17 protein-coding genes are annotated in these 20,808 nt (G+C 72.2%); 12 read left to right on the forward strand and 5 right to left on the reverse strand.

Annotation, left to right across the window (positions count from 1 at the left end; translation table 11 throughout):
* Window positions 1-188 precede the first annotated feature (188 nt).
* The 5 genes from hpf (at window position 189) to GTY96_RS00850 (ending at window position 4,835) form a co-directional block, all read left to right on the forward strand.
* Complete coding sequence (hpf, locus tag GTY96_RS00830; protein WP_143897553.1) at window positions 189-851, forward strand: ribosome hibernation-promoting factor, HPF/YfiA family; 663 nt, start codon at window positions 189-191, stop codon at window positions 849-851.
* A 173-nt stretch (window positions 852-1,024) separates the two neighbouring features.
* Window positions 1,025-1,486, forward strand: coding sequence for a PTS sugar transporter subunit IIA (locus GTY96_RS00835; protein ID WP_143897555.1), 462 nt, complete (start codon window positions 1,025-1,027; stop codon window positions 1,484-1,486).
* A 25-nt stretch (window positions 1,487-1,511) separates the two neighbouring features.
* A complete protein-coding gene (locus GTY96_RS00840; RefSeq protein WP_143897557.1) occupies window positions 1,512-2,357 on the forward strand; it encodes a hypothetical protein in 846 nt (281 codons plus the stop codon).
* Between the two features lie 135 nt (window positions 2,358-2,492).
* On the forward strand, window positions 2,493-3,626 hold the full coding sequence (locus GTY96_RS00845; RefSeq protein ID WP_161663619.1) for an alpha/beta hydrolase family protein: 1,134 nt from the start codon (window positions 2,493-2,495) through the stop codon (window positions 3,624-3,626).
* 87 nt (window positions 3,627-3,713) lie between these two features.
* On the forward strand, window positions 3,714-4,835 hold the full coding sequence (locus GTY96_RS00850; protein WP_186001708.1) for an alpha/beta hydrolase family protein: 1,122 nt from the start codon (window positions 3,714-3,716) through the stop codon (window positions 4,833-4,835).
* Between the two features lie 21 nt (window positions 4,836-4,856).
* Here the strand turns inward: GTY96_RS00850 and dtd are convergent, their stop codons facing one another.
* The 4 genes from dtd to GTY96_RS00870 all read right to left on the reverse strand — a co-directional run bounded on the left by dtd (window position 4,857) and on the right by GTY96_RS00870 (window position 8,800).
* The gene (dtd, locus tag GTY96_RS00855; RefSeq protein WP_143897563.1) at window positions 4,857-5,318 is read right to left on the reverse strand and encodes a D-aminoacyl-tRNA deacylase; all 462 of its coding nucleotides are present in this window, start codon (window positions 5,316-5,318) and stop codon (window positions 4,857-4,859) included.
* Between the two features lie 53 nt (window positions 5,319-5,371).
* Window positions 5,372-6,205, reverse strand: coding sequence for an ABC transporter permease (locus GTY96_RS00860; protein ID WP_161663620.1), 834 nt, complete (start codon window positions 6,203-6,205; stop codon window positions 5,372-5,374).
* Entirely contained in the window at window positions 6,202-7,116 is a 915-nt protein-coding gene (locus tag GTY96_RS00865; RefSeq protein WP_143897567.1) for an ABC transporter permease, read from the reverse strand. Before GTY96_RS00865 ends, GTY96_RS00860 begins: the two co-directional genes overlap by 4 nt.
* Window positions 7,117-7,201: 85 nt before the next feature.
* Window positions 7,202-8,800 (reverse strand): ABC transporter substrate-binding protein, encoded by a 1,599-nt coding sequence (locus GTY96_RS00870; protein WP_161663621.1) that lies wholly within the window; start codon window positions 8,798-8,800, stop codon window positions 7,202-7,204.
* Between the two features lie 134 nt (window positions 8,801-8,934).
* Between GTY96_RS00870 and dacB the strand changes: the two genes are divergently transcribed.
* Together dacB and GTY96_RS00880 are read left to right on the forward strand one after the other, a co-directional pair.
* On the forward strand, window positions 8,935-11,172 hold the full coding sequence (gene dacB / locus GTY96_RS00875) for a D-alanyl-D-alanine carboxypeptidase/D-alanyl-D-alanine endopeptidase (RefSeq protein ID WP_161663622.1): 2,238 nt from the start codon (window positions 8,935-8,937) through the stop codon (window positions 11,170-11,172).
* A gap of 240 nt (window positions 11,173-11,412) precedes the next feature.
* On the forward strand, window positions 11,413-11,934 hold the full coding sequence (locus GTY96_RS00880; RefSeq protein ID WP_143897573.1) for a single-stranded DNA-binding protein: 522 nt from the start codon (window positions 11,413-11,415) through the stop codon (window positions 11,932-11,934).
* A 111-nt stretch (window positions 11,935-12,045) separates the two neighbouring features.
* On the opposite strand, the gene GTY96_RS00885 is transcribed toward GTY96_RS00880, so the two are convergent.
* Entirely contained in the window at window positions 12,046-12,729 is a 684-nt protein-coding gene (locus GTY96_RS00885) for a succinate dehydrogenase (RefSeq protein ID WP_143897575.1), read from the reverse strand.
* 273 nt (window positions 12,730-13,002) lie between these two features.
* Here GTY96_RS00885 and GTY96_RS00890 point away from each other — a divergent pair, with 273 nt between their 5' ends.
* The 5 genes from GTY96_RS00890 (at window position 13,003) to GTY96_RS00910 (ending at window position 20,659) form a co-directional block, all read left to right on the forward strand.
* Window positions 13,003-13,896 carry an Hsp33 family molecular chaperone HslO gene (locus tag GTY96_RS00890; protein WP_143897577.1) on the forward strand — a complete coding sequence of 298 codons (894 nt, stop codon included), beginning with the start codon at window positions 13,003-13,005 and terminating at the stop codon, window positions 13,894-13,896.
* A 165-nt stretch (window positions 13,897-14,061) separates the two neighbouring features.
* Complete coding sequence (locus GTY96_RS37380; RefSeq protein WP_186001709.1) at window positions 14,062-14,757, forward strand: phosphoribosyltransferase; 696 nt, start codon at window positions 14,062-14,064, stop codon at window positions 14,755-14,757.
* A 27-nt stretch (window positions 14,758-14,784) separates the two neighbouring features.
* Window positions 14,785-16,713: a selenocysteine-specific translation elongation factor gene (selB, locus tag GTY96_RS00900; RefSeq protein ID WP_161663623.1), complete on the forward strand. Its 1,929-nt coding sequence runs from the start codon at window positions 14,785-14,787 to the stop codon at window positions 16,711-16,713.
* Window positions 16,710-19,229, forward strand: coding sequence for an ATP-binding protein (locus GTY96_RS00905; protein ID WP_161663624.1), 2,520 nt, complete (start codon window positions 16,710-16,712; stop codon window positions 19,227-19,229). The genes selB and GTY96_RS00905 overlap by 4 nt, the downstream gene beginning before the upstream one ends.
* Window positions 19,226-20,659: a sigma-54-dependent transcriptional regulator gene (locus tag GTY96_RS00910; protein ID WP_161663625.1), complete on the forward strand. Its 1,434-nt coding sequence runs from the start codon at window positions 19,226-19,228 to the stop codon at window positions 20,657-20,659. The genes GTY96_RS00905 and GTY96_RS00910 overlap by 4 nt, the downstream gene beginning before the upstream one ends.
* Window positions 20,660-20,808: the final 149 nt, after the last annotated feature.

Raw genomic sequence — 20,808 nt, forward strand, 5'->3', positions numbered from 1 at the left:
ATCAGACCTGGGTCGGAATCCCTCCCGCGTGGTGGGCAGCGGACACAAGACCTGTCCTCTGGCGGTCGCTTTCGCGAGCGCGAGCCGTGGACGGGAAGTTCCAACCTGGGGGGCCGGGTTGCTTTCGGCGTGGGCTCCGTTTCTGATCTGTCACGGAGCTTACCTCTCTCCCTAGGAGGCGGCCACGCATGCAGCTCAACATCACCTTCCGTCAATTCGGAGCGTCGGATTCCCTGAAGGAGTACGCCCGTGAAAAGGTCGAACGGGTGAACCGACTGCTGGACCGGGCTGGCGAGGCCCACGTGGTGCTGTCGTTGGAGCGGCACCTGCACCACGCGGACATCACCATCCACTCCGGCGCATGGATCCTCCGGGGGCGTGAGAAGAGCGATGACATGTACGCGTCCATCGACCTGGCGATGGACAAGATCGAACGCCAGCTGCGCCGCTACCGGGACAAGCTCAAGTCGCACCACGGCAAGGAGCGGGTCCACCACGGCCAGGACCTGGTGAGGGTCCGCCACGACGTCTTCGAGGTCCACGAGCCGGAGCACGAGGCCGCCGAGGCGACCGAAGCCGCCGAGGCCGCGCCCCCCGCCCCGCGCCCCCCGGCCGCCGTGCCGGTGGCCGAGCCGGGCGTCGCCCGCCTGGTGCGCACCACCCATCTGGCCATCCAGTCGCTGTCGGTGGACGACGCGGTGATGCAGATGAACTTGATGAACAACGACTTCTACGTGTTCCAGAACCAGCAGTCGCAGGCGCTGTCCATCGTCTACCGCCGCAAGGAAGGGGGGTTCGGCGTCATCGAACCGCACCTGCCCTCCGCGCCGGTGGCCGCCACCGGCACGTGACGCGGGCCGGGGTCCGGGTCCGGGGCATGAACGCCCGGGCCCGGGTCCGGGGCTGACGCGCAGTGAGCGAAGCGCCTGTGACCGCCCAGGCGACCCTTGCGCGAATCCAGTGTGAGGAGTAATTGCCGGCCGAGGAATCATTGCCGGCCCGGAGCGCCAGTGCGGGAGCGCCATTGAGAATCGCCGATTTCCTCAGCCCCCAGGCGGTCGTCGCGGACATGCAGTCCCGCACGAAGGCGGAGGTGCTGCGCGAGCTGAGTGCCACGTTGGCCAGGGCGCACCCGACGCTGCGCGAGGACCGGCTGGTGGCGGTGCTCCAGGAACGCGAGAAGCTGGGCAGCACGGGCATTGGTGAAGGCGTGGCCATTCCGCACGGCAAGCTGGCCGGCATGGACAGCCTCCAGGCGGCCTTCTGCGTGTCGCGCGCGGGGGTGGACTTCGAATCCATCGACGGAAAGCCCACGCACCTGTTCTTCGCCCTGGTGGCGCCGGAGAACAGCGCGGGGGTGCACCTGAAGGCGCTGGCGCGCATCTCGCGGCTCTTCAAGAACCCTCGCTTCCGGGCAGCCATCCTGGAAGCGCCCACGGCGTCGGACATCCACGCCCTCATCGTCCAGGAAGACGCGCGGCCCTGAGGGCCGGACAGGAAGGACGCCCCGCATGGACGTCGTCCTACGTCCCATCAACGACCGCTTCTTTCACGAGCAGGTCCTGCCCTTCTTCCAACGCGCGATGGGGGATGCCTCCGGCGCGTTGGAGTCGCTCTCCAACCAGCTGGGGGATGCGCAGGCCTTCACCCTCTGCCAGCGGCTGTCCTCGTCGGCGCTGCCGGGGGGCGTGGGCTCGGTGGACTCGGACGGGTGGATGGACCTGGTGGACCGGCTGGTGTTCCAGCCCTGGCGCGAGGCGCCCGGTGGCTGGGAGGTGGGCGGTGCCCCCGGCGGCTACGCGGACGAGTGGGACGAGGCGCTGAACCTGGCGCTGATGGTGGAGGACCCGTCCTATCCCTACTGGGACACGCGGGCGGCGCGGGCGGTGCGGGACGGCTTCCGGCGGCGTCCCCCGGGAGACCAGGGGCTGGCGTCGCTCCTGGCCGGGCAGTGGGACCCCTTCCCGGAGTTCCCTCCGGACCGCGTCTTCGTCACGCAGGGCCGGGGCGAGTACGCGGCCCGTGAGCGCTTCGCCTTCGCGGACTGGGCGTGGCGGCCGGCGAAGACGGTGGCGCACTGGCAGGTGAACCTGCCGCGCAAGCTGGAGCGGCTGCTGACGCGCGAGCAGGAGCGCATGAAGCTGCCGTCGCTGCCGGAGCGCGACGAGGTGCTGGGCTACTGGTCGGGCCGCCTGCCGCAGCCGCCGCCGTTGTCCGTGCTCTTCTCCGGCCTGGGCCCGAACGCGGCCACGTGGATCCGCGAGCTGGGCGCGCTCACGCTGCACCTGCGCTCCGCGGCGCAGACGAAGCAGGGGCTGGCGGCGCTGGTGACGCGCGGGACCACCGTGCGGTTGTGATTCGCCGAGGCCCTCGCAATGGGGGCCCAGGCGCGCCGTAGGCACCGCGGGACCGCGCCCATGGGCGGTCCCGGCCCGGTCTTGTCCGCGCGCCAGCGCGCGCGGCTCCACCCCCTGAACTGGAGGAGTCCCGCCATGTCCCCCTTCTCGCGACGCTCCTCCCGGACCGCTCGTGCGCGCCCTCCCGACTCCCCGCGCGTGCTGGGTGCGCTCGGGGTCGCCGCGGCGTTGCTGCTGGGCGGCTGTGCCTCCTCGCGTGGCGCCGGACAGGCTCCTGCGGAGGCCTCCGTGTCCCCCGAGGGGACGGACGCGGCCTACGCGGTGGGGCTCGCGTCGTTGGCCGTCGAGGACACCGAGCGACACCGCTCGCTCAAGGCGGTGGTCTGGTACCCGGCGTCGCCCGGCACGCCGATGGGGGAACAGAAGACGTCCGCCGTGTTCGCGCCCTTCCTCGCCGCGAAGGACGCGCCGGTGTCGGACGCCCAGGCGCGCTGGCCGGTGGTGCTGCTGTCCCACGGCAGCGGGGGCATGGCCATCAACATGTCCTGGTTCGGCGCGCATCTGGCGGCGCGCGGCTTCCTCGTCGTGTCGGTGAACCATCCGGGCAACACCTACGGGGACGACAACCCGGAGGGCTACGCGCGTGGCTATGAGCGGCCTCGGGACTTCACCGTCCTCCTCGACCACCTGCTGAAGGACCCGGCGTGGGGGCCGCGCATGGACTCGCGGCGCATTGGCGCGGCGGGACACTCCATGGGGGGCTACACGGCGCTGGCGCTGGTGGGCGCGCGCATGAACCTGGAGTGGATCGCCCGGGTCTGCACCTCGCCCGAGACCCGGATGCATCCCGGCTGTGACGGGCTGCGCGACGTGGACTACGGCCGCATCGACATGAAGGTGTCGCGGGCTTCGTACCAGGACCCGCGCGTGAGGGCGGCCTTCGCGATGGCGCCGGGCATGGCGGGCTCCTACGAGGACCAGGACCTGGTGGACATCCACGCGCCAGTGGAGCTGGTGCTCGCGAAGGGCGACGAGCTGATGCCGCATGAGCGCATGGGCATGCGCCTGGCGGGACAGCTGCCGGCGGCGAGGACGGTGGTGCTCGACGACGCGGCGCACTTCAGCTTCCTGCCCGAGTGCACGCCGCTCGGCTTCCAGGCCACCCCCGAGCTGTGCCGGGATGCGGTCCCCGGAACGCGCGCGGCCCTGCATGCGCGCACGCTGGCGGAGGCCGTGGCCTTCTTCCGAAGCACGCTCGCCGCCCGCTGAGCAGGGGCCCGGTCGCGGCCCGGGGACCGGGCTGGGCCGTGTGCCCGTGATTTCCATCGAAGTCTGTTCCCGGCCATGCTTGGGCCCATGCACCGCGCCTTCCAGCTGAGGTCCGCAGCGCTCCTCGTCGCCGCCGTCGTGCTGACGGGAGGCTGTGCGTCGAAGAAGCCGTCCGAGGCGCCGCGCACGGACGTGGCGGCGCTCTACGGGGCGGACGCGGCCTACGCGGTGGGCGTCACGCAGTCACTGACCTTCGAGGACGCGGCCCGCCACCGCACGCTGAAGCCGCTGCTCTGGTACCCGGTGGCTCCGGGCACGCCGATGGATGACCGCGCGCCGTCGGACCTGTTCAAGCCCTTCTTCGGCGCGAAGGACGCACCGCTGTCGGACGCACAGGCGCGCTGGCCGGTGGTGCTGCTGTCGCACGGGAGCGGTGGCTCGGTCATGGACCTGTCCTGGTTCGGCGCGAACCTGGCGGCGCACGGCTTCATCGTCGTGGGGGTGAACCACCCGGGCAACACCTACGGAGACACGAGTCCGGAGGGCTTCGCGCGGGCCTACGAGCGGCCGCGGGACTTCACGGTCATCCTCGACCACCTGCTGAAGGACGCGACGTGGGGGCCGCGAGTGGATCCGGAGCGCATCGGCGCGTCGGGGCACTCCATGGGGGGCTACACGGCGCTGGCGCTGGTGGGGCTGAACCTGAACCTGGAGTGGATCGCGCGGCGCTGCAAGACGCCGGGCACCCGCGAGGAGATTGGCTGCGAGGGGTTGCGCGACGTGGACTACGACCGCATCGACATGAAGGTGTCGCGGGCTTCGTACCAGGACCCGCGCGTGAAGGCGGCCTTCGCGATGGCGCCAGGGATGGCGGCCTCCTTCGAGGCCCGGGACACCGCGGACATCCAACGGCCGGTGGAGCTGGTGCTCGCGAAGGGCGACGAGCTGATGCCGCACGCGCGGCACGGCCTCCACCTGTCCGCGCTGCTGCCGGTCGCCTCCACGACGACGGTGGTCCTGGAGGACGCGGGCCACTTCAGCTTCCTGCCCGAGTGCTACCCCAAGGGCTTCGACGTCATCGCCATGCTGTGCAAGGACCCCGTGGCCGGGACGCGCGCGGCTTCGCATGCGCGCACGAGCGCCGAGGGCGTGGCGTTCTTCCGCCGCACGCTGGACGTGCGCCAGCAGGCCGCCGGGGCGCTCCGCTGAGGCGGACGCTGGGGCCGGTGGCTAGGCCGGGGCCGCGGCCTTCGGCGGACTCTCCAGCAGGAGGGTGACGGGCCCGTCGTTGACGAGCGCGACCTTCATGTCCGCGGCGAAGATGCCGGTGCCCACGGTGAGGCCGCGCTGGCGCAGCGCTTCGCACGCGCGCTCGTAGAGGGCCTTGGCCGCCACCGGCTCCATCGCGTCGGTGAAGCTGGGCCGGCGGCCCTTGCGCGCATCCCCGTAGAGGGTGAACTGGCTGACGACGATGAGGTGCTTGGAGGTGTCCTCCAGCGACAGGTTCATCTTCCCGTCGGCGTCCTCGAAGATGCGCAGCGTGGCCAGCTTCTCCACCATCCACGCGAGGTCCGCGTCGGTGTCGCCCTTGCCCACGCCCAGGAGCACGAGCAGGCCCGGGCCCATCTCGCTCACGCGCTGGCCGTCCACCGTCACCGACGCTTCCAGCACCCGCTGCACCACGGCCTTCATGTCTTCGTCACCTCCGTCCCTGCTTCCTGCCAGGGACGCCCGGTGCCTTCAAGTCACCGGCCTTCTTGGCGTGGATCCATCGCGTCGCGGAGCGCGTCGCCCAACAGATTGAAGCCCAGCACCGTGACCGCCAACGCGATGCCGGGGAAGAGCGCCACATGCGGCGCCACCAGCAGGTACTGCGTCCCCTGGTCCACCAGCGCGCCCCAGGACGGTGTGCCCGGTGGAACGCCCAGCCCCAGGAAGCTCAGCGAGGCCTCCGCGACGATGGCCCCCGGCAGCGCGAACGTCGCCTGGACGAGCAGGGGGCCCGCGGCATTCGGCAGCAGGTGCCGCACGAGGATCCGCCCCGGGCCACTGCCCAGGGCGCGCGCCGCCTGCACGTAGTCGCGCTCGCGCAGGGTGAGCACCTGTCCGCGCGTCAGCCGCGCGTAGCCCGTCCATCCCGTGAAGGAGAGGGCGAAGACGACGTTCGCGAGGCTGGGGCCCAGCACGGCGGTGATGAACAGCGCCAGCAGGATGCCGGGGAACGCGAGCAGCACATCCACCAGCCGCATCAGGCCCTCGTCCACGAGCCCGCCCGCGTACCCCGCGATGCCGCCCAGCGTGATGCCCACCGCGGCCGACAGCACCACCGCGAAGAAGGACACCTCCAGCGACACGCGCGCGCCGTACAGCACGTGGGTGAGCACGTCGATGCCATTCTCCCCCGTCCCCAGCAGGTGCCCCGACGTCGGCGGCGACAGCTCGCGCGTGAGGTCGATGGCGTCCGGCGAGGAGGGGCTGAGCCACGGCGCGAACAGCGCGGTGAACACCCAGACGCACGCCACGGCGAGCCCGAACCGGGCGCCCCAGGAGCGCAGCCGGAGGCCGCGGGGCCCGCTCACGAGCGCCTCCTCACGCGGGGATCCACCCACGTATAGGCCGCGTCGGTGAGCGTGTTGACCAGGACGTAGCAGAAGGTGAAGAGCAGCACCGTGGCGCGCACGGTGTTGTAGTCGCGCTTCTCGATGGCGGTGAGCAGCAGCGTGCCCATGCCCGGCCACGCGAACACCTTCTCCGTCACGATGGCGCCGCCCAGCAGCGCACCGAACTCCAGGCCCAGCACCGTCACCAGCGGCAGCAGCGCGTTGCGGAACGCGTGCTTCCACAGCACCACGCGGGGGGACAGGCCCTTGGACCGGGCCACGGTGACGTAGTCCTCGCGCAGGGCCTCCAGCATCGTCGCGCGAGTCATCCGCGCGAGGAACGCGGCCAGCGCCGTGCCCAGCGTGAACGCGGGCAGCACCAGGTGCCGCCAGGACTCCGCGCCCGACACCGGCAGCCAGTCCAGCTTCAGCGCGAAGAGGATGATGAGCACCGGGCCCAGCCAGAAGCGGGGCAGGGCCACGCCCGCCACGGACACGCCCATCGCCGCCGCGTCCACGGGCGTGCCCCGCCGCGCCGCCGCCATCACGCCCAGGGGCAGCGCCAGCACCAGCGACACCGCCATCGCCGCCACGGTGAGCAGCAGCGTGTACGGCAGCGCGGCGCCCAGGGCCGGCAGCACCTTGCGCTGGAAGGGAGGCAGCGACGTGCGCAGCTCCCCCGTGGCCAGGTCCCTGGCGAACGTCCAGAGCTGCGCGTACCACGGCAGGTCCAACCCCACCGCCCGCCGCAGCGCCGCGCGGTCCACCTGGGTCGCCTGCTCGCCCAGCATCACGTCCACCGGGTCCCCCGGCACGAGGTGCAGGAACAGCGACACGAGCAGCAGCGCGCCCACCAACGCGATGACCGCCGACACCAGCCGCCGGCTCACGGGGCCCTCCCGGGGGGCATGGCTCGGGCCCGCGACGGTCGCGGGCCGCCGCTCACGTGCGCGCTCCCCAGCACCAGGTGCCTGCTCACGGCGTCACCTCCCGCGCCTTCGCCAGCGGCAGCAGCAGGCCGTGCGCGCTGGGCTCGAAGTCCGCCAGCCTCGAGGACACCACCGCGATGCTCGCCTCGTGCCACAGCGGGATGACGGGCATGTCCGCGTCCAGCTCCCGCTGGGCCTGCGCGTAGAGCGCCCGCCGCTCCTCGGGGGAGGCCTGCGTCGCCGCCTCCAGCACGCGGTCCAGCGTGGGGTCCTTGAGCGCGCCCCGGTTGAAGCCGCCCCAGTGGTTCTCCGGCCCGGGGATGTTCGCGGAATGGAACGCGCCCCGCAGCAGATCCGGCTCCATCACCGCGGCCCACTTCAGCGTGAACAGCTCGAAGCGGCCCCGGCGCACGTCCTCGAAGAAGGTGCCGAACTCCAGCGCCCGCACCTCCACGGCCACGCCGCCCTTCGCCAGCTGCTCCTTGAGCACCAGCGCCACCGCGCGCCGGAAGCGGTCCGTGCTCGTCTTGAAGGTGAAGGACAGGCGCGGCCTGCCCCCGGGACCGTCCGGATCCGGATACCCCGCCGCATCCAGCAGCCGGGCCGCCTCCTCGGGCGCGTAGCCGCACCCCGGCGTGGCCGTGAAGGCCCAGTGCTCGCGGGGCAGCATGCTGGAGGCGGGCTCCGCCAACCCGTGCAGCTTGTGCTCCACCAGCGGGCGCACGTCGATGAGGTGGCAGAGCGCCTGGCGCACGCGCACGTCCGCGAGCGGCCCTTCGCGCAGGTTGAGGCCCAGGTAGGTGAAGCCCGTGCCCGGCTTCGTCACCACGCGCAGGTGGGGCGCCTCGCGCAGCGCGGGCAGCACCGCCGGGGACACGCCGTTGACCACCAGGTCCGCCCGGCCCTTGAGCAGCTCCAGCACCCGGGTCGTCTCGTCCCGCACCACGCGGAACGTCAGCCGGGACATGGCGGGCGCTCCTCCGTGCCAGCCCGCGAAGGGGACGAGCGTCAGGTGCTCCTCGTCCGGCCAGGACTCGAAGCGGAAGGGCCCCGCGCCCACCGGGTGCGCCGCCTGTGCCTCGATGCCGCCCGGCCCGGCGCGTCCGGCGGGGAGGATGGCCGCGGACAGCTCCGCGAGCAGCGGCGCGTACGGCCGCTTCAGGTGGAAACGGACCGTGCGGGCGTCCACCACCTCCACCCGCTCCAGGGGCTCGTACCGTTCGCGCTTGGGGCTGCCCAGCTTCGGGTCGCGCAGGCTGTCGTAGCTGGCCTTCACGTCCCCGGCGGTGACGGGGCTCCCGTCGTGGAAGGTGAGCCTCGGGCGCAGGATGAACTCCACCACCGTCGGGGACACCTCCCGGAAGGACTCGGCCAGCTGGGGCACGGGCCGGCTGGCGTCGTCGAAGGTGAGCAGGCCCGGGCTGATGAGCTGCGCCAGGCGCTGTCCATGGGCCGTGAGGGCGAAGCGGTCATCCAGGCTGTCCGGCGGCGCCTCCAGCAGCACCGTGATGCCGGCCGGGGGAGTGGGGGCGCGGCAGCCGGCGTCAAGCGCCAACGCCAGCGCGATGACGAACACCCACGGGCCGTGGGAGGGCAGGGGAAGGATGGCGTCTGTCACGGGGTGGATGTCAGGCGGAGCGCCCATGCTGCGACAGCCTTCTCTCTGTTTCCAGGAAGCAGGCAGGCGGGCAAGTTGAAGGCGGTGATGCATCCACCCCCCGCCCTTGCCGCCCCTTTCCTCCCTTCTTCATAATGGAACGCGACTTCCCCGGAGCGTGCGTGCAGGTTTTTCGAACCAGACCCTTCTGGGCAGCGGCCGCCATTGCCTTGTGGCTGCCGTCCGCCACCCTTGCCGCGCCGCCGTCCACCGACAAAAAGGCTGAACGCGAGGCGTTGAAGAACGCGCTCGTGCAGGTGATGCAGCGCACCGCGCTCAAGAGCAGCCGCGTCGGCGTGCACATGCAGAGCCTGGACGACGGCACGGTGGTGTTCAGCCACAACGCGGACGAGCTGCTCAACCCCGCCTCCAACGTGAAGCTCGTCACGTCCTCCGCGGCGCTCGTGTCCCTGGGGCCGGAGTTCCGCTACGACACGGAGTTCCTCGTCGAGCCGGAGCTGCCCGCCGACGGCAAGGTCAAGACGCTCTACGTGCGCGGCAAGGGCGACCCGACCATCACCACCGAGCGCCTCTACGGCATCACCTCCGAGCTGCTCCACGCGGGCCTCAAGGAGGTGCAGGACATCGTCGTGGACGACTCCTGGTTCGACGCCGAGCGCACCCCGCCCGGCTACGACCAGGAGGACTCCGACCGCGCGTACATGGCGCCCACCGGCGCGGTCAGCCTCAACTGGAACGCGGTGGCCGTCTATGTGCGCTCCGCTCCCGGCGGCAAGGCCGTGGTGGACATGGAGCCGCCCAGCGACTTCTTCATCGTGGACAACACCGTCACCAGCGGCCCCGGCCGCGCGCGGCGCGTGTCCGTGAAGTCCGACGCGTCCGGCGACAAGCAGAAGATCGTCGTGAAGGGCCAGGTGCCCGACGAGCGCGGCGCGGTGAGCGTGTGGAAGAAGATCGACAGCCCGCCCCTGTACTTCGGCGGCACGCTCAAGCAGCTGCTCGTCTCGCGCGGCGTGAAGGTGAAGGGGAAGGTGAAGCTGGGCCTCACGCCCTCGCGCGCGCGCATGGTGTACGTGTCCCAGTCCGACACGTTCGACATCGTCCTCAAGCGCCTCAACAAGCTCTCCAGCAACTTCGTCGCGGAGACGCTGCTCAAGACGATGGGCGCGGAGCTGCGGGGCGCGCCGGGCTCGTTCGCCAAGGGCATCGACGTGGTGGAGGAGTTCCTGGCCCGCGACGTGGGCATCGCGCGCGGCACCTACGTGATGAAGAACGGCAGCGGCCTCAACGACGCCAACCGCTTCTCCACCGCGCAGGTGGACCGGCTGCTGCGCCACATGTACGAGCGCTTCCCGCTGGCCCCGGAGTACCTGTCCTCGCTGGGCATCGCTGGCAAGGACGGCACGCTCAAGTATCGCTTCGACGGCACGGACGCCGTGGGCCGGCTGCGCGCCAAGACGGGCACCCTGGAGGGCGTCTCCGCGCTCAGCGGCTACGTGCAGTCCGCGGGCGGGGAGAAGTTCTCCTTCTCCATCATGGTCAACGACTACGCGGGCCGCGCCGGCCCGGTCGTCGCGGGCATGGACGCCCTGGGCGCGGCGGTGGCCGCCACCGGCTCCACGCTGGGGCCGGGCACCGCGCTGGCGTCGCTCAATGACGGCCAGAAGGCCCAGGGCGGCGCGCCGGACATCGTCAACCGCGTGAAGACCTACCTGGAGCTGGGCAAGCAGCACGACCAGCGCAACATCGGCTTCCTGCGCACCGCGTGGCGCAGCGAGCGCGACCCCGCCGTGCGCGCCGTGCTGGCGGAGGGCCTCTACCAGTCCAACCCGCACGACTACCTGGGCACGCGCACGCTGCTGGACAGCTACTCCTCCACGGATGACGTCTACGGCCGGCTGCGCGAGGTGGCCCGGGTCCTGTCGGTGGGCGTCCCCGGCGTGAGCAGCATGGTGGAGCTGGCCGCCAGCGGGAACACGGAGGCCCTGGCCCGCGTGCTGGAGCTGTGCCGCGCGGCGGGCACGGCCCGCGATGCCCAGGCCCAGGATGAGCTCAGCGACGGCCTGGGCGAGGTGGCCCGCACCGCCCCCGAGGAGCTGGTGACCGCCCTGCGCACCGCGAGCGCCGGCGAGCGCGACGCGACCGTCACCCTGCTGGCCCAGGGGCTGGTGAAGGGCGGGGACACCACCCATCCCTTCTGGAAGTCCCTGCGCAAGCTGGGCACCGGCGGCGCGGATTCGCAGCTCACCGCCTTCGCCAAGGGGCTGGACTCCACCCTCACCATCAAGACCGCCGAGGCCCGCACCACCCAGCGCGCCCAGCCGGTCCAGGTGGTGGCGCCGGGCTCCGCCTCGCCCGACGCCGTGCCCGCCTCCGGCGTCCTCCGCCCGGGCGGGTAGGCTCCCGCCGCCGGCCTCCGCCGCCCGGGACGCACGGCCCCGGGCGGCCGCCCTCCCAGCACCCGCGCAACCCCCTGGAATCCCAGCGCCTCCCGACCAGGGAGCAGGCGGGCGTGCGCCCTGGCCGGAATCTGGCCGGGGGAATGTCAGTGGTGGATGCTATGGGCTGAAGGACCTGTCGGGGCGTCTGGCCCCGCGGGTTGTGCCGGGCCCTTGGTGGGCCGGGTTTCGGGAGGAAACATGGCTGGTGGCGTGAACAAGGTCATTCTCATTGGCAATCTCGGGGCGGACCCCGAAGTGCGCTTCACCCCGGGCGGTCAGGCCGTGGCGAACTTCCGCATCGCGACGAGCGAGAGCTGGAACGACAAGAACGGCCAGAAGCAGGAGCGCACCGAGTGGCACCGCATCGTCGTCTGGGGAAAGCTCGCGGAGCTGTGCGGCGAGTACCTCAAGAAGGGGCGGCAGTGCTTCGTCGAGGGCCGTCTGCAGACGCGTGAGTGGATGGATAAGGAGAACAAGAAGAACTACACCACCGAGGTCGTCGCCACCTCCGTCACCTTCCTCGGCGGCCGTGACGCCGGCGAGGGCTACAGCGGCGGCAGCGGTAGCGGCGGCGGACGCCGGCAGCAGCAGGGCGGTGGCAACGGCGGCTACTCGCAGGGCCGGGACGACTACGGCCAGCCGCCCCCCATGGGCATGGACGACGGCGGGAACATGGGCGGTGGCCACTCCGGCGGCACGGACGAAGACATCCCGTTCTGACGCGCGGGGGCCCACCCCTGAAAAGCGAACCGGCCGCTCCTGGACGTCAGGGGCGGCCGGTCGTGTTTTCAGGGGGCGCCCCGTCGGAGCGCCCCGGCCTCGGCGCTGCCTTCAGCCGACGTCCATGCCGCCCGGGCCGTACGCCGCGCCCGCCGTGTAGAGGGCGTAGATGGCGCCCCAGGACATGGCCAGCAGGACCAGGAAGATGAGGATGGTGAAGGGCTCGAAGCGGCGCATGGAGCGGTCGCTGGCGAAGATGCCCCAGCCCATGGCGAACGTCTGGAGGCCGTTGGCCAGGTGGAACGCGGTGCCCAGCGTGCCCAGCAGGTAGACCATCAGCGTGGGGCCGTGGAAGCGCATCTCCCGCGCGATGTCCGCGAAGGGCTCCGCGTGGCCCTCCACCAGGCGCGGGTGCAGGAAGGCCAGCCAGATGTGCGCGCCCAGGAACGCGAGCACGCCCAGGCCCGCCACGCGCTGCACGAGGAACTTGAGGTTGCCGTAGTTGTTGTAGGCGAGGTTGTTCGGCTTGAAGCTGAACATCCGCACCATGCCCCACGCGGCGTGGATGAGCAGCGGCAGGATGACGATGATGAACGTGAACGCCTGGGCGAACGGGTTCGCGTACTCCGTCACCGACTTTTCCCAGGCCGCCGCGCCGTAGAAGGCGGACAGGTTGTTCCACAGATGGTTGATGACCCAGATGCTCAGGGGCATCACGGCGAGGAACGACCCCAGCCGAGACTTCAACAGGGGCGTCCGGTCGGTGATGGCTTCGGCGGTGGCTTGGGTGCTCATCGAGTCTCCAGCGCGGGCACGCGGATGGGTGGGGTGGAGAACCCCCGCGAGCCCAAGTCAGGGCCGGTGATGACGGCCAGGGGGCGGTTTATAGCCGTTCCTTCCCTCCCGCTGGATTTCTTCCGCATCCGCCCGTGCCAGCCGGGGCACACCGACTCATAAGCGCTGGCGATGCCAGCCCCCCGCCCTGACTGCTGGCCGGCGAGCGGCCGTCCCGCCCCCGCCCCTCTTCCGTTGGCGGGCGCGACCGGCTGGGGCACGCTAACCCACCCTATGCCCGATGAGCTTGTCAGTGGATTGTTGAAGGCGTCGGACCTGCGTCTGGTCCTGGCCACCACCGGGGCCCTGTCCCGCCAGGCCCGCGCCTCGCACCAGAGCATGCCGGCCTCCGCCGCCCTCCTGTCCCAGGGCCTCACCGCCGCCGCCCTCATGGGCGCGCTCCGCAAGGGCACGGACTCCCGGATCAACCTGCAATTGGAGTGCGACGGCCCCCTGCGCGGCCTCTTCGTGGACGGCGACGCGAACGGCGTCGTGCGCGGCTACGTGAAGAACACGCTGGTGGAATACGTGGGCACCGAGGGCCACTACCACTGGCGGCCGGTGCTGGGGAACCACGGCTTCCTGTCCGTGCTGCGCGACCAGGGCGGCGGCGAATACTACCGCTCCTCCGTGGAGCTGGAGCACTTCGACCTGGTGGCGGACCTGGAGCGCTACTTCCACCAGTCCGATCAGGTGCCCTCGCACCTGCTGATGACGCAGCTGCCCGGCGTGGTGGACGGCCAGGAGGACGCGCTGGGAACCGTGGTGGGGCTGCTCGTGCAGCCCCTGCCCAACGGGGACAAGGACGCCTTCCACGCGCTGGGCACCCGGCTGCGGGCGCAGTTCGAGACGGCGGTGCGGGCCCACGCCCGGGACGGGGCGCTGACGCTCCTGCGGTCGCTGGTGCCGGAGGCGGACCTGGAGGTCATGTCGCGCTACCCCCTGCGCTTCACCTGTTCGTGCAGCCGCGACCGCGTGAAGCTCGCGCTGCTGGCCATGGGGCGCGAGGAGCTCCAGGACCTGCTGGAGAAGGAAGGCCAGGCGGAGGCCACCTGCCAGTTCTGCACGACGCGCTATGTCATCCCGGGCGCGGAGATCCAGCAGATGCTCACGGAGGGAAGCGCCTGACGGTGGAACCCGGGGGAAGCCCCCTGTCGTGAAGACAGACATCCCCCCGTCCCGGAGGATGTTTCAACGCTTCACACCGTTCAGGAAAGCAGGCGCGGCGGTTGTGGCGGGGTCGCGATGCTCGGGATATGACAGGGCCGCCTCACCTCACCCGGAGCTTTCGTCGTGGCCATCAAGCGGGCAGCGCCGCCGAAGTCCCAGGACCAGCGCAAGCCTTCCCCGAAGTCCGCCGTGCCCTCCGCGTCCCAGAAGAAGGACGCGGAGAAGCTGGTCTCCATTCCCACCGACCTGGTCCTGGCGCCGCAGGTGGAAGCGCCGCGCCAGCCCACCGGGCGTGACCAGTCCCGGCAGAAGTCCACCGGCGTGGTGGAGCTGTCGTGGGCGGAGTTCGACCGCTCGGTGCAGAAGCTGGCGCGCGCCATCCGTCAGGCGTGGGAGCCGCAGGCGGTGGTGGGCGTGGCCCACGGCGGCGTGTTCGTGGGCGGGGCGCTCGCGGGCGCGCTCGGCTGCGAGTTCTTCCCCGTGCGCATCAGCCGCCGCAGCCGCGACAAGGCCGAGCGCACCAAGGAGCGCGGCCAGCCCCAGGTGGGCGGGGAGATGCCCTCGGAGCTCAAGGGCCGCCGCGTGCTCATCGTGGATGACATCGCCTCCAGCGGGGACACGCTGGAGCTGGCGACGACGCTGGCGCGCAAGGTGGGCGCGAAGGAGATCCGCACGGCGTGCCTGGTGGCGCGGCCGGAGGGCTTCACGCCGGACCACGTGGGGCTGTCCACCGACTCGCTCTTCGTCTTCCCCTGGGACTACGAGCCGGTGATGGGCGAGGCCCACTTCGACGACGACCCGGACAAGGCCGGGGCTTGAGCCCGGGACCCGGGCGCTGACGCGGCGATGATCATCGGGACGGCGGGGCACATCGACCACGGCAAGACGTCCCTGGTGAAGGCGCTGACGGGCATCGACACCGACCGGCTCCCGGAGGAGAAGCGGCGGGGCATCACGCTGGAGCTGGGCTTCGCCCACCTGTCCCTGGCTGGCGGCCAGGAGGCGGGCGTGGTGGACGTGCCCGGCCACGAGCGCTTCGTGAAGGCCATGGCCGCGGGCGCGGGCGGCGTGGACCTGGCGGTGCTGGTGGTGGCCGCGGACGAGGGCGTCATGCCCCAGACCCGCGAGCACCTGGACATCTGCCGGCTGCTCGGCGTGAAGGCCGGCGTCGTCGCGCTCACCAAGGCGGACCTGCTGGACGCCCTGGGCGACGACTGGCGCGCGCTGGTGGAGGCGGACCTCGCCTCGCTCACCACCGGCACCTTCCTGGAGTCCGCTCCCGTGGTGCCGGTGTCCGCGAAGACGGGCGCGGGCCTGACGGACCTGAAGGCGGCGCTCGGCCGCGCGGGCGCCACGCTGCCGCGGCGGCCCTCCGAAGGGCCGGTGTTCCTCCCGGTGGACCGGGCCTTCACCATCAAGGGCTTCGGCACGGTGGTGACGGGCACGCTGCTGTCCGGCGCGCTGGCGGTGGATGAAGCGGTGGCGTTCCTTCCGGGGGCGCCCGGGGCCCGTCCGGGGCCGTTCCGCGTGCGGGGCGTGCAGGTGCACGGGCAGCCGGTGCCTCGCGTGGAGGCGGGGCAGCGCGCGGCGGTGAACGTGGCGGACGCGCAGACGGAGGACCTCCACCGGGGCATGGTGCTCACGCGCGCGGGTGAGCTGCCGGAGACGTCCATGCTGGACGTGGAGCTGACGCTGCTGCCCGCGGCCGAAGCGCCGCTCGCGAAGCGCCGCAAGCTGCTGCTGCACCTGGGGACCGCGCAGGTGGAGGCCACGGTGGCGCTGCTGGACCTGGACTCGCTTTCGCCCGGGGAGACGGGGCTCGCGCAGCTGCGGCTGGAGTCCCCGGTGGGGGCGCTCGTGGGTCAGCGCTTCATCCTGCGCGGCTCGCGCGCGCTGCCGGGGCGGGGCGCCACGGTGGCCGGGGGGCGCGTGCTCTCCATCACCCCGCCGCGCCGTCGCCGGGGCGCGTCCGCGGTGGTGCGGCCGCTGCTGGAGTCGGACGCGGCCGGACAGGTGGCCTGGCTGCTGCGGCAGGCGGGCTACGCGGGGCTCACGCAGACGGAGCTGTTCGGCCGCTCGGGGCTGGGGCCGAAGGTGCTCGCGCGCACGCTGGAGCTGCTGGGCGCGAAGGGGCAGGTGCTGCTGGTGGACCGCGACAAGCGGCTCTACGTGGCGCACGACGTGTTCGACGGGCTGCGCCAGCGCGCGCTCGCGTTGCTCGCTGCGTTCCACGAGCGCGAGCCGATGCGCGAGGGCCTGCCGCGCGAGGAGCTCCGCCAGCGGCTCTCCTCCGGGCTGGACGCGCGGCTGTTCCAGCGCGTGGTGCAGGCGCTGGTGGACGCGGGGCAGGTGGAGGCGGAGAAGGACGTGGTGCGCCTCCAAGGCCGGGGCCGCACGCTGACCCTGGGGGACGAGGCCGCGCGCACGCGCCTGTCCGCGGAGCTGTCCGCGGCGGGGCTGGCGCCGCCCACCGTCACGGAGCTGGCGCTGAAGCTGTGCCTTCCCCCCGCGAAGCTCCAGGAGCTCTTGAAGGTGCTGGTGGCCACGGGCACGGGCGTGCGCGTGAGCGAGGAGCTGTGCTTCGACGCGGGCGCGCTCGACGAGCTGCGCGCGCGGCTGGTGACGTACCTGAAGGAACAGAAGGAGATCACCACGCAGGACTTCAAGGAACTGGTGGGGCAGAGCCGCAAGTTCACCATCCCCCTGTCGGAGTACTTCGACCGCGAGAAGGTGACGCTGCGGGTGGGTGACAAGCGGGTCCTGCGTCGCGGATGAGTCCCAAGGCCTACAGCGTGGGGGCGTTGCGCGCCCTGGTGGAGCCCTTCTCCAATCCCATGCTGGTGCTGGAGGGGGAGGGGCGCGTCTGGGTGGCGAACGACGCGTACGCGCGGCTCCTGGGCCTGCCCCTGGAGCAGGTGGAGGGCCACTCCTTCCTGGACTTCGTGCAGCCCGAGGAGCGCAGCCGGCTGGCGGACCGCTACCAGCGGCTGGCCGCGGGCTCGCCGCTGGATGGGCGCATGCAGCTCTACCGGGTGAGCAGCCTCCAGGGGCAGCTGAACGAGGTCTGCGTGCAGGGCTCCCGGCTGCTGCTGGAGGGCGGCGGCCACGGCCTGCTCCTCAACTGCATCGTCCAGCCGGACCGCCCCCTGGAGCTGGCGGTGGCGGAGCGGCTGGTGGACACCTCCGCGGGGCTGGTGTCCGCGCGCTCGGAGGAGGCGGTGCGGCGCGTGGCGCTGGCGGGCCTGGAGGCCGCGGGCTTCCGGGCGCGGCTCCTGCGCTGGGAGGGCACGCGGCTGGTGGTGCGCGACGGCGTGCCCCCGCCCGCGGACGCGCACCTGGCGCTGGAGGCGCTGTCGGATGGCCGGCCGGTGTTCGGCGGCGCGGACCAGGCGCAGCCCACGCACGCGTACCTGCCGGTGGGCGGGCCGCGGTCGGAGGTGCTGTGGGTGACGGGCCCGTGGGTGGCGCCCCGGCACGGCTCGGTGCTGACGCTGTTCGCGAAGGTGGTGGGCGCGGCGCTCGCGGACGCGAACCTCCAGGCGGACGGCGTGCGCAGCCGCTGGGAGGTGGAGGCGGTGGCGGAGATGGCGCGCTTCGTGGCGCAGCCCGTGCCCCCGCCGCCGGAGACGTTCCTCGCGCGGGTGGCGGAGCTGCTCCAGGCCCGCGCGGTGGCGCTGCACGTCGTCCCCGAGGCCGGCCAGGGCCCCCGGCTCCTCGCCCACGTGGGGCTGGAGGAGGGGAGCCCCATGGGCGTGGACGCGGGCCGCATCACGGGCGTGCTGCTGTCCGCCTCGCTCCGGGAGGACGGGGGCGTGCTGTCCTCGGAGGCCCAGGGGCGCGCGCTGGAGATGCTGTCCGCGGGCCGCTTCGGCGGTGGCACGGCGGCGCGGCTCACCCGGGGCGGGGAGGCCGTGGGGGTGGTGCAGGCGCTGCGTCCGAAGGAGCGCCCCTTCGACGAGCGCGACGCGCGGCTGCTGGCCGCGCTCGCGGAGCTGCTGGTGACGCTGCTGGAGCAGCGCCGCCTGCGCGCGGAGGCCGCGCGCCAGCTCACCGAGTCGCGCCTGCTCTTGGACCTGGCGCGCACCACGTCCGGCGTGCTGGAGACGGCGAGCATCCTGGACGTCGCGTCCGACTTCCTGGTGAACCTGCTGGACGTGTCCAACTGCTTCATCCTGCTCTACGACGAGCAGGCCAAGCTGCTCCGCGGCGCGGCGGCGTCGGCGGCCCACCGGGACCTGTTCCGCACGGTGGTGGTGCCGCTCGACAGCCAGGACCTGGCCGCGCGCGTGGCCCGCGAGCGCAGGCCCATCGCCATCGAGGACCTGACGTCCGGGGGAGAGGCCGCCAGCGCCGCGCTCGTCGAGCGCCTGGGGGAGAAGGCCCTGCTGGGGCTGCCGCTCACCTCGCGCGAGGAGCTCATCGGCGTGGTGATGGTGGACGACGTGCGGGGGCCGCGCCCCTTCGGCCCGGAGCTCATCGACCTGGCGGAGGCGACGTGTGGCCAGCTCGCGCTGTCCATCGCCAACGCGCGCCTCTACGAGTCCCTGTGGGCGAGCTACGCGGAGCTGGCGGCCACCCGCGCGGAGATGGTGAAGCGCGAGCGGTTCACCGCGCTGGGCGAGCTGTCCGCCATCGTCGCGCACGAGGTGCGCAACCCCCTGGGCGTCATCTTCAACGCGGTGGCCTCGCTCCGGCGCATCATGAAGCCTGAGGGGGACGCCGCCATGCTGCTGGACATCCTGGGGGAGGAGAGCGACCGGCTCAACCGGATGGTGGGCGACCTGCTGGACTTCACCCGCCCGCGCAACCCGGTGCTCCAGCCGGAGGACCTGCAGCGCGTGCTCCAGGACGCGCTGGAGGCCGCGAAGGCCCAGGGGACCACGGAGCGGCCGGTGTCCATCCACCTGGACGTGGAGCCCGACATGCCTCCGGTTCCCATGGACCGGCGGCTCATCCGCCAGGCCTTGTTCGACGTGGCCGTCAACGCCATCCAGGCCATGCCCCAGGGAGGCCAGGTCCAGGTGCGTGCGCGCCGAGAGGCGCACGGCGGCCGCGAGCAGCTGCGCATCGACGTGGTGGATCAAGGCCCGGGCATCCCGGCCGAGCTGCTCCACCGCGTCTTCGAACCCTTCTTCACCACCAAGGCCCAGGGCACGGGCCTGGGGCTCGCGGTGGTGAAGCGCATCCTGGAGGAGCACCGCGGCGAGATCGCCGTGGAGAGCAGCGTCCCGGGGCGCGGTACGACCTTCACTTTCTGGCTGCCGCTCATGCAGCCCCTGTCCTTCCCATGACCGACGCGACCACCCCGATTCCCCGAGGACGCATCCTCGTGGTGGACGACCAGCGCAACATGCGCGCCACGACCGCGCTGCTCCTGCGCGCGGAGGGCTACACCGTCTCCGAGTCCGCCACCGGCGAGGAGGCCCTGGGCGTGCTCGCCCAGGGGCGCGTGGACCTGCTCCTCACCGACCTGAAGATGGAGCCCATGGACGGGCTCACGCTGCTGAAGCGGGCGCTGGAGGTGGCCCCGCGCCTCCAGGTCATCATGATGACGGCCTTCGGCTCCATCGACAGCGCGGTGGAGGCCATGCGCCTGGGGGCGTACGACTACGTCACCAAGCCCTTCAAGGAAGGGGAGCTGCGCTACCGCGTGGAGCGCGCCCTGGACCGGGCGAAGCTCCAGGCGGCGGTGGACAACTTCGCCACGGAGTTCAACCAGCGCCACGGCCTGTCCGCGCTGGTGGGCCGCAGCCAGGCGATGCGGGACCTCACCACGCGCCTGCTGCGCGTCGCGCAGAGCGACGCCACCGTCCTCATCCAGGGCGAGAGCGGCACGGGCAAGGAGCTGGTGGCCCGGGCGCTCCACGCGCACAGCCGCCGCAGCAACCAGCCCTTCGTGCCCGTCAACTGCGCGGCCATCAGCGAGACGCTCCTGGAGAGCGAGCTCTTCGGCCACGCCAAGGGCGCCTTCACCGGCGCGGTGAAGACGCGCCGGGGCCTCTTCGAGGAGGCGGACGGCGGCACGCTCTTCATCGACGAGGTGACGGAGACGAGCCCCACCTTCCAGTCCAAGCTGCTGCGCACGTTGCAGGACGGCGAGGTGCGCCGCGTGGGCGAGTCCACCGCGCTGCGCGTGGACGTGCGCATCGCCGCGGCCACCAACCGCGACATCGAGCTGGAGGTGAAGGAGAAGCGCTTCCGCCAGGACCTCTACTACCGCCTCAACGTGGTGATGCTGCGCGTGCCCCCGCTGCGCGAGCGCCTGGAGGACGTGCCCGCCCTGGCCGAGCACTTCCTGGAGCGCGCCAACGCCCGCAGCCCCCGGCCCCGGCGCCTGTCCGCCTCCGCCGTCGACCACCTGATGACGTACAGCTTCCCCGGCAACGTGCGCGAGCTGGAGAACCTGGTGGAGCAGGCCGCCGCGCTCGCGGAAGCGGACGAGCTGCTGCCAGAGGACTTCCCGCTGCGCCCCCAGGGTCGCGTGCTCCCGGCGTCCCCCGGCCTGCCGCCCACCGACGCGCGGTCGCCCTCCGCGGAGGCGACCGGCCCCACGCTGGCGGAGGTGGTGGAGGAGGCCGAGCGCCGCGCCATCGTCCAGGCCCTGGAGCGCCACGGCGTGGACCTGGCCCGCGTGGCCGACGAGCTGGGCGTCTCCTCCACGACGCTGTGGCGGAAGATGAAGCGGCTCAACCTCCGGCCGCCCGCCGGTGCCCGTGAGTAGGGCCCCGGCGGCGCCTCGCACCACCTTCCAGGGTGAGTGCAGATCCGAAATCCGCCACGTTCAGGGATGAAAAAAACAAGTCCCTGATTTCGTTCAGCGTTTTCATCCCTGAAACGCGATTGCAGCCTTGCAATGGGGGAGGGTGGGGG

This window comes from Corallococcus silvisoli (genome assembly GCF_009909145.1).
GTDB classification, from domain to species: Bacteria; Myxococcota; Myxococcia; order Myxococcales; family Myxococcaceae; genus Corallococcus; species Corallococcus silvisoli.

What these genes read in the sequence shown, in the direction of transcription:
- GTY96_RS00880 (WP_143897573.1), top strand. Translation starts at nt 11,413, where the DNA reads ATGGCTGGTGGCGTGAACAAGGTCATTCTCATTGGCAATCTCGGGGCG.
- GTY96_RS00850 (WP_186001708.1), top strand. Translation starts at nt 3,714, where the DNA reads ATGCACCGCGCCTTCCAGCTGAGGTCCGCAGCGCTCCTCGTCGCCGCC.
- GTY96_RS00845 (WP_161663619.1), top strand. Translation starts at nt 2,493, where the DNA reads ATGTCCCCCTTCTCGCGACGCTCCTCCCGGACCGCTCGTGCGCGCCCT.
- GTY96_RS00910 (WP_161663625.1), top strand. Translation starts at nt 19,226, where the DNA reads ATGACCGACGCGACCACCCCGATTCCCCGAGGACGCATCCTCGTGGTG.
- GTY96_RS00890 (WP_143897577.1), top strand. Translation starts at nt 13,003, where the DNA reads ATGCCCGATGAGCTTGTCAGTGGATTGTTGAAGGCGTCGGACCTGCGT.
- GTY96_RS00885 (WP_143897575.1), bottom strand. Translation starts at nt 12,729, where the DNA reads ATGAGCACCCAAGCCACCGCCGAAGCCATCACCGACCGGACGCCCCTG.
- GTY96_RS00840 (WP_143897557.1), top strand. Translation starts at nt 1,512, where the DNA reads ATGGACGTCGTCCTACGTCCCATCAACGACCGCTTCTTTCACGAGCAG.
- hpf (WP_143897553.1), top strand. Translation starts at nt 189, where the DNA reads ATGCAGCTCAACATCACCTTCCGTCAATTCGGAGCGTCGGATTCCCTG.
- GTY96_RS00905 (WP_161663624.1), top strand. Translation starts at nt 16,710, where the DNA reads ATGAGTCCCAAGGCCTACAGCGTGGGGGCGTTGCGCGCCCTGGTGGAG.
- dtd (WP_143897563.1), bottom strand. Translation starts at nt 5,318, where the DNA reads ATGAAGGCCGTGGTGCAGCGGGTGCTGGAAGCGTCGGTGACGGTGGAC.
- GTY96_RS00870 (WP_161663621.1), bottom strand. Translation starts at nt 8,800, where the DNA reads ATGGGCGCTCCGCCTGACATCCACCCCGTGACAGACGCCATCCTTCCC.
- selB (WP_161663623.1), top strand. Translation starts at nt 14,785, where the DNA reads ATGATCATCGGGACGGCGGGGCACATCGACCACGGCAAGACGTCCCTG.